The organism is Streptomyces sp. NPDC054841 (assembly GCF_053611045.1).
Genome location: NZ_JBSGZO010000616.1, coordinates 1 through 4,267, shown reverse-complemented (window position 1 = coordinate 4,267; position 4,267 = coordinate 1). Strand labels below are relative to the sequence as shown.

The 4,267-nt window shown below is 71.4% G+C and carries 4 protein-coding genes and 1 pseudogene; 3 read left to right on the top strand and 2 right to left on the bottom strand.

What is annotated here, in order from left to right; genetic code table 11:
- Positions 1 to 106 (bottom strand): annotated as a pseudogene (locus tag ACWGI8_RS40500) (ROK family protein); the annotation flags it as partial.
- A 209-nt stretch (positions 107 to 315) separates the two neighbouring features.
- Between ACWGI8_RS40500 and ACWGI8_RS40495 the strand changes: the two are divergent.
- The 3 genes from ACWGI8_RS40495 (at position 316) to otsB (ending at position 2,781) form a co-directional block, all read left to right on the top strand.
- Entirely contained in the window at positions 316 to 1,536 is a 1,221-nt protein-coding gene (locus tag ACWGI8_RS40495; RefSeq protein ID WP_453668451.1) for an extracellular solute-binding protein, read from the top strand.
- A gap of 46 nt (positions 1,537 to 1,582) precedes the next feature.
- Positions 1,583 to 1,840: a DUF3263 domain-containing protein gene (locus tag ACWGI8_RS40490; protein ID WP_453668450.1), complete on the top strand. Its 258-nt coding sequence runs from the start codon at positions 1,583 to 1,585 to the stop codon at positions 1,838 to 1,840.
- An 89-nt stretch (positions 1,841 to 1,929) separates the two neighbouring features.
- Positions 1,930 to 2,781, top strand: a complete 852-nt coding sequence (otsB, locus tag ACWGI8_RS40485; RefSeq protein ID WP_453668449.1) for a trehalose-phosphatase — start codon at positions 1,930 to 1,932, stop codon at positions 2,779 to 2,781.
- Here otsB and ACWGI8_RS40480 read toward each other — a convergent pair.
- Positions 2,719 to 4,230, bottom strand: coding sequence for an alpha,alpha-trehalose-phosphate synthase (UDP-forming) (locus tag ACWGI8_RS40480; RefSeq protein ID WP_453668448.1), 1,512 nt, complete (start codon positions 4,228 to 4,230; stop codon positions 2,719 to 2,721). The genes otsB and ACWGI8_RS40480 overlap by 63 nt on opposite strands.
- Between the last annotated feature and the right edge of the window lie 37 nt (positions 4,231 to 4,267).

Here is a 4,267-nt window from a genome sequence, read left to right as displayed (position 1 = left end):
CCCTTCCGGTCGCGCGGCGTGCCTCGTGGAGCAGTGCCCCGTCCGCCCCGACCAGGGCGGCCTTCATCCCGGTGCCGCCCACATCGAGGGCGATGACGTGTCTCACGCGTACAGTCTCGCGCGTGGACCCATGAAAGGTCTAGTCCACTACTCGGGATTGTTGCGCCCGCATACAAAGCCGCGTGACCGGTCGCGTTTCCAATCTCGGGCCCTGTGGTGTAGACCTCTACCTTTACGGAGCAAGCAGAACAAGGGTGGGGACAGGGCGTGCAGCGGCGCTTCTTCGGTCTGATCGCGGCAGGAGTCGCATTCGGCATGACAGCGGTCCTGGCGGGGTGCGGGACCTCCGGCGCGTCGGGCGAGGTCACCCTCAAGCTCGTGGCCGCCGACTACGGCAACAGCGCGGCCAACTCCTCCCAGCAGTACTGGGACGACCTCGCCCGCGAGTTCGAGTCGAAGAACCCCGGGATCAAGGTCGACGTCGACGTCCACTCATGGAAGGACGTCGACCGGAAGGTCGCCGAGATGGTGGCCGACGGCAACGCGCCGGACCTCGCCCAGATCGGTGCGTACGCCGACTATGCGGACCAGGGCAAGCTGTACCGCGCGGACGAGCTGGTCTCCATCCCCACGCAGGCGAACTTCCTGCCGCTGCTCAGCGCGGCCGGCCAGGCCGGCCGGGTCCAGTACGGCCTGCCGTTCGCGGCCAGCACCCGCCTGCTGTTCTTCAACGAGAAGCTCTTCGCGGACGCGGGCGTCAAGGCGCCCGGCAGCTGGGACGAGCTGCGCGACGCGGCGGAGAAGCTGAAGGCGCGCGGGGTGGAGTACCCCTTCGCACTGCCGCTCGGCTCCGAGGAGTCCCAGGCCGAGGCGATGATCTGGATGCTGAGCGGGGGCGGCGGCTACCGGGACACCAACGGCGGCACGTACGCGATCGACTCCCCGGACAACATCAAGACCTTCACCTGGCTGAAGGACAACCTTGTCACCCCGAAGCTGACCGGGCCGGTTCCGCCGGGGAAGCTCGACCGCGCGCAGGCCTTCGAGGCGTTCACGCGCGGGAAGGTCGGCATGCTCAACGGCCACCCGACGCTGATGCAGCAGGCGGAGGCGAAGGGCGTGAAGGTCGGCATGGTGCCGATGCCCGGCAAGGAGGGCAAGTCCAGGGCTTCGATGGGCGTGGCCGACTGGATGATGGCCTTCAAGCAGAACGGTCACCGCAAGGAGATCGGCCGCTTCCTCGACTTCGCGTACAGCGACAAGAACGTGCTGGAGTTCTCGGACCGCTACGACATCCTGCCGGTCACGGTCAGCGCGAGCGAGGCGATGGCGGCGGACGACAAGCACAAGGACCTGCGGCCGTTCCTGGAGGCGCTGCCGTCGTCGGAGCTGTATCCGTCCGGTGAGATGTCGTGGGCGAAGGTCAGCGCCAGCGTGAAGCAGAACATCGGCAAGGCCGTCAAGCGCGGCGGCGAGCCGTCGGCGGTGCTGGGCCGGATAGCGACCGACGCGGCCCAGGCCGAGGCCGACGACTAGCCGGCAGGGCCGCCGCACTGTCCGGACGGCCCATTATGTTGCTGATATGACCGACGACCTCTCCGGCCGGGAGTCCGGCCGGGACCTCTCCGACCGGGACCGCGCCGTCCTCGCCGTCGAGCGCGCCTCCTGGCCCGGGCCGGGTGCGAAGGAGCGGGCGATACGGGAAGACCTGGGCATCTCCCCGACCCGCTACTACCAGCTCCTGAACGCCCTCCTCGACGACCCGCGCGCGCTGGCCCACGACCCGGTGACGGTCAACCGCCTGCGCCGCGTCCGTGACGCGCAGCGCGAAAGGCGATGACGCGCAGCGCGAAAGGCTGACGACGCACAGCGCGAAAGGCGATGGCGCGCGCCGTAGCTGAGCGGGGAGCGCGTCGATAGGGTCGGGGCATGGGCAGCTACTCGGACGCACTGCCGGAGCCGACCACACCCGCCGGGCGTGACGGGCTCGCCGCGATTCTCGATCGACCGCAGGACAGCGTGGTCGCGCTGGACTTCGACGGGACACTGGCCGAGATCGTGCCGGACCCGGAGCAGGCCAGGGCGCACCCGGGTGCCGTGGCGGCGCTGGCCGCGCTCGCGCCGCGCGTCCGGTCCGTGGCCGTGGTGACCGGACGGCCGGCGGGGGTTGCCGTGCGGTACGGAGGTTTCGCCGGGGTCGACGAGCTGGAGCATCTCGTGGTGCTCGGGCATTACGGGGCCGAGCGGTGGGACGCCGTCAGCGGCACCGTCCACGCCTCCGCTCCGCATCCGGGCGTCGCGGCCGTACGGGCCGAGCTGCCGGGGTTCCTCGACGAGATCGGGGCCTGGCAGGGCACCTGGATCGAGGAGAAGGGGCGTGCGGTCGCGGTGCACACGCGGCGCGCGGCCGACCCGCAGGCCGCGTTCGAGGCGCTGCGCCGGCCGATCACCGAGCTGGCCGCCCGCCACGGGCTGATCGTGGAGCCGGGCCGGCTGGTCCTGGAACTGCGCCCGCCCGGCACCGACAAGGGCATCGCGCTCGCCGACTACGTACGCGAGACGAACGCCGGAGCCGTCCTCTACGCGGGCGACGACCTCGGCGACCTCGCCGCCTTCGCCACCGTGGAGAAGCTCCGCTCGGACGGGGTGCCCGGTCTGCTCGTGTGCAGCGGCAGCACGGAGGTGCCGGAGCTGGCCGAGCGCGCCGATCTGCTGCTGTCAGGACCCGGCGAAGTCGTCGGCTTCCTGGCCGCCCTCGCCGAGCGCCTGCAGCGCGTGTAGCTGGTCGAGGAACCACTGCTGCGGCGGCAGCGCGGTCGCCGCGGCGGCCAGCCGCTTGGTGCGCTCGGCCCGTTCGCCGTCCGGCATCGACAGCGCCTGGTGCAGCGCGGCGGCCGTGCCCGAGACGTCGAACGGGTTCACGGCGATCGCCTCCTCGTGGAGCTCCTCGTACGCCCCGGCCTCCCGCGACAGCACCAGCGCGCACCCCGCGTCCGAGACGACCGGGATCTCCTTGGCGACCAGGTTCATCCCGTCCCGGATCGGGTTGACGAGGGCGACGTCCGCGATCCGGTACGCGGCCAGCGAGCGCGCGAAGTCGTCCTTGACGTGCAGGACGACCGGCGTCCAGCCGGGCGTGCCGTACTGGGCGTTGATCTCCTCGGCGACCCGGGAGACCTCCGCCGTGTAGTCGCGGTAGACGGCGAGGTCCTGACGCGACGGATACGCGAACGCGACATGCACCACCCGCTCACGCCACTCCGGGTGTTCGTCGAGCAGCGTCCGGTACGCCAGCAGCCCGCGCACGATGTTCTTGGACAGCTCGGTCCGGTCCACCCGGACGATCGTCTTCCGTCCCGGGCCGATCTGCTCGCGCAGGGCGGCCATCCGTTCCGCGACGTCCGGCTCGTGCGAGCGGCGCCGCAGGAACTCGGCGTCCGCGCCCAGCCCGTGCACCCCGATCCACGTCCGTCCGTGGGCGGGCCCCGGGCCGCGGACCGTGACACTGGGCGCCTGGTCCTTCGGCCAGGCCGGCACCACGTCGTAGGGGCCCAGCACCGAAGGGCAGGTCCGCATGAACGTCTGCGCCCAGCGGGAGGTCAGGAACCCCAGCCGGTCCGCGCCCAGCATCCCCAGGAGCAGCTCCTCCGCGATGTCGTCCGGCAGCATCCGGAAGTACTCCGGCGGTGCCCACGGCGTGTGCGAGAAGTGCCCGATCCGCAGGTCGGGGCGGTGTTCGCGGAGCATCCCCGGGGTGAGCGCCAGGTGGTAGTCCTGGATCAGCACGACAGCGCCGGGCGCTGCCTCCGCCGCCAGCACCTCCGCGAAGGCGCGGTTGTACGTGCGGTACGCGACCCACTGCCGCCGGAACTCCGTGTCGAAGACCGGCTCCAGCGGGGTCTGGTACAGCATGTGGTTCACGAACCACAGCACCGAGTTCGCGATGCCGTTGTACGCGTCCGCGTGGATGTCCGGGTCGATGTCGAGCATCCGTACGCCCGGCTCGCCGATGCCGCGTCGCACCGCCTCCCGGTCGCCGTCGCCGAGCGCCGCGCACACCCACAGGGCGCCCGCGTCGGGGCCGATCGCCGACAGGCCGGAGACCAGCCCGCCGCCGCCGCGCCGGGCGTCGAGCGTGCCGTCCTCGCGGAAGGCGTACGAGACGGGGCCGCGGTTGGAGGCGACGAGTACGTGGGCGGCGTGCTCGGAGACGGAGTGCTCGGAGACCATGTCGCGAAACCTAGCCCGTCACGTATCCGCTCAAACG

What these genes read in the sequence shown, in the direction of transcription:
- ACWGI8_RS40495 (WP_453668451.1), top strand. Translation starts at nt 316, where the DNA reads ATGACAGCGGTCCTGGCGGGGTGCGGGACCTCCGGCGCGTCGGGCGAG.
- ACWGI8_RS40490 (WP_453668450.1), top strand. Translation starts at nt 1,583, where the DNA reads ATGACCGACGACCTCTCCGGCCGGGAGTCCGGCCGGGACCTCTCCGAC.
- otsB (WP_453668449.1), top strand. Translation starts at nt 1,930, where the DNA reads ATGGGCAGCTACTCGGACGCACTGCCGGAGCCGACCACACCCGCCGGG.
- ACWGI8_RS40480 (WP_453668448.1), bottom strand. Translation starts at nt 4,230, where the DNA reads ATGGTCTCCGAGCACTCCGTCTCCGAGCACGCCGCCCACGTACTCGTC.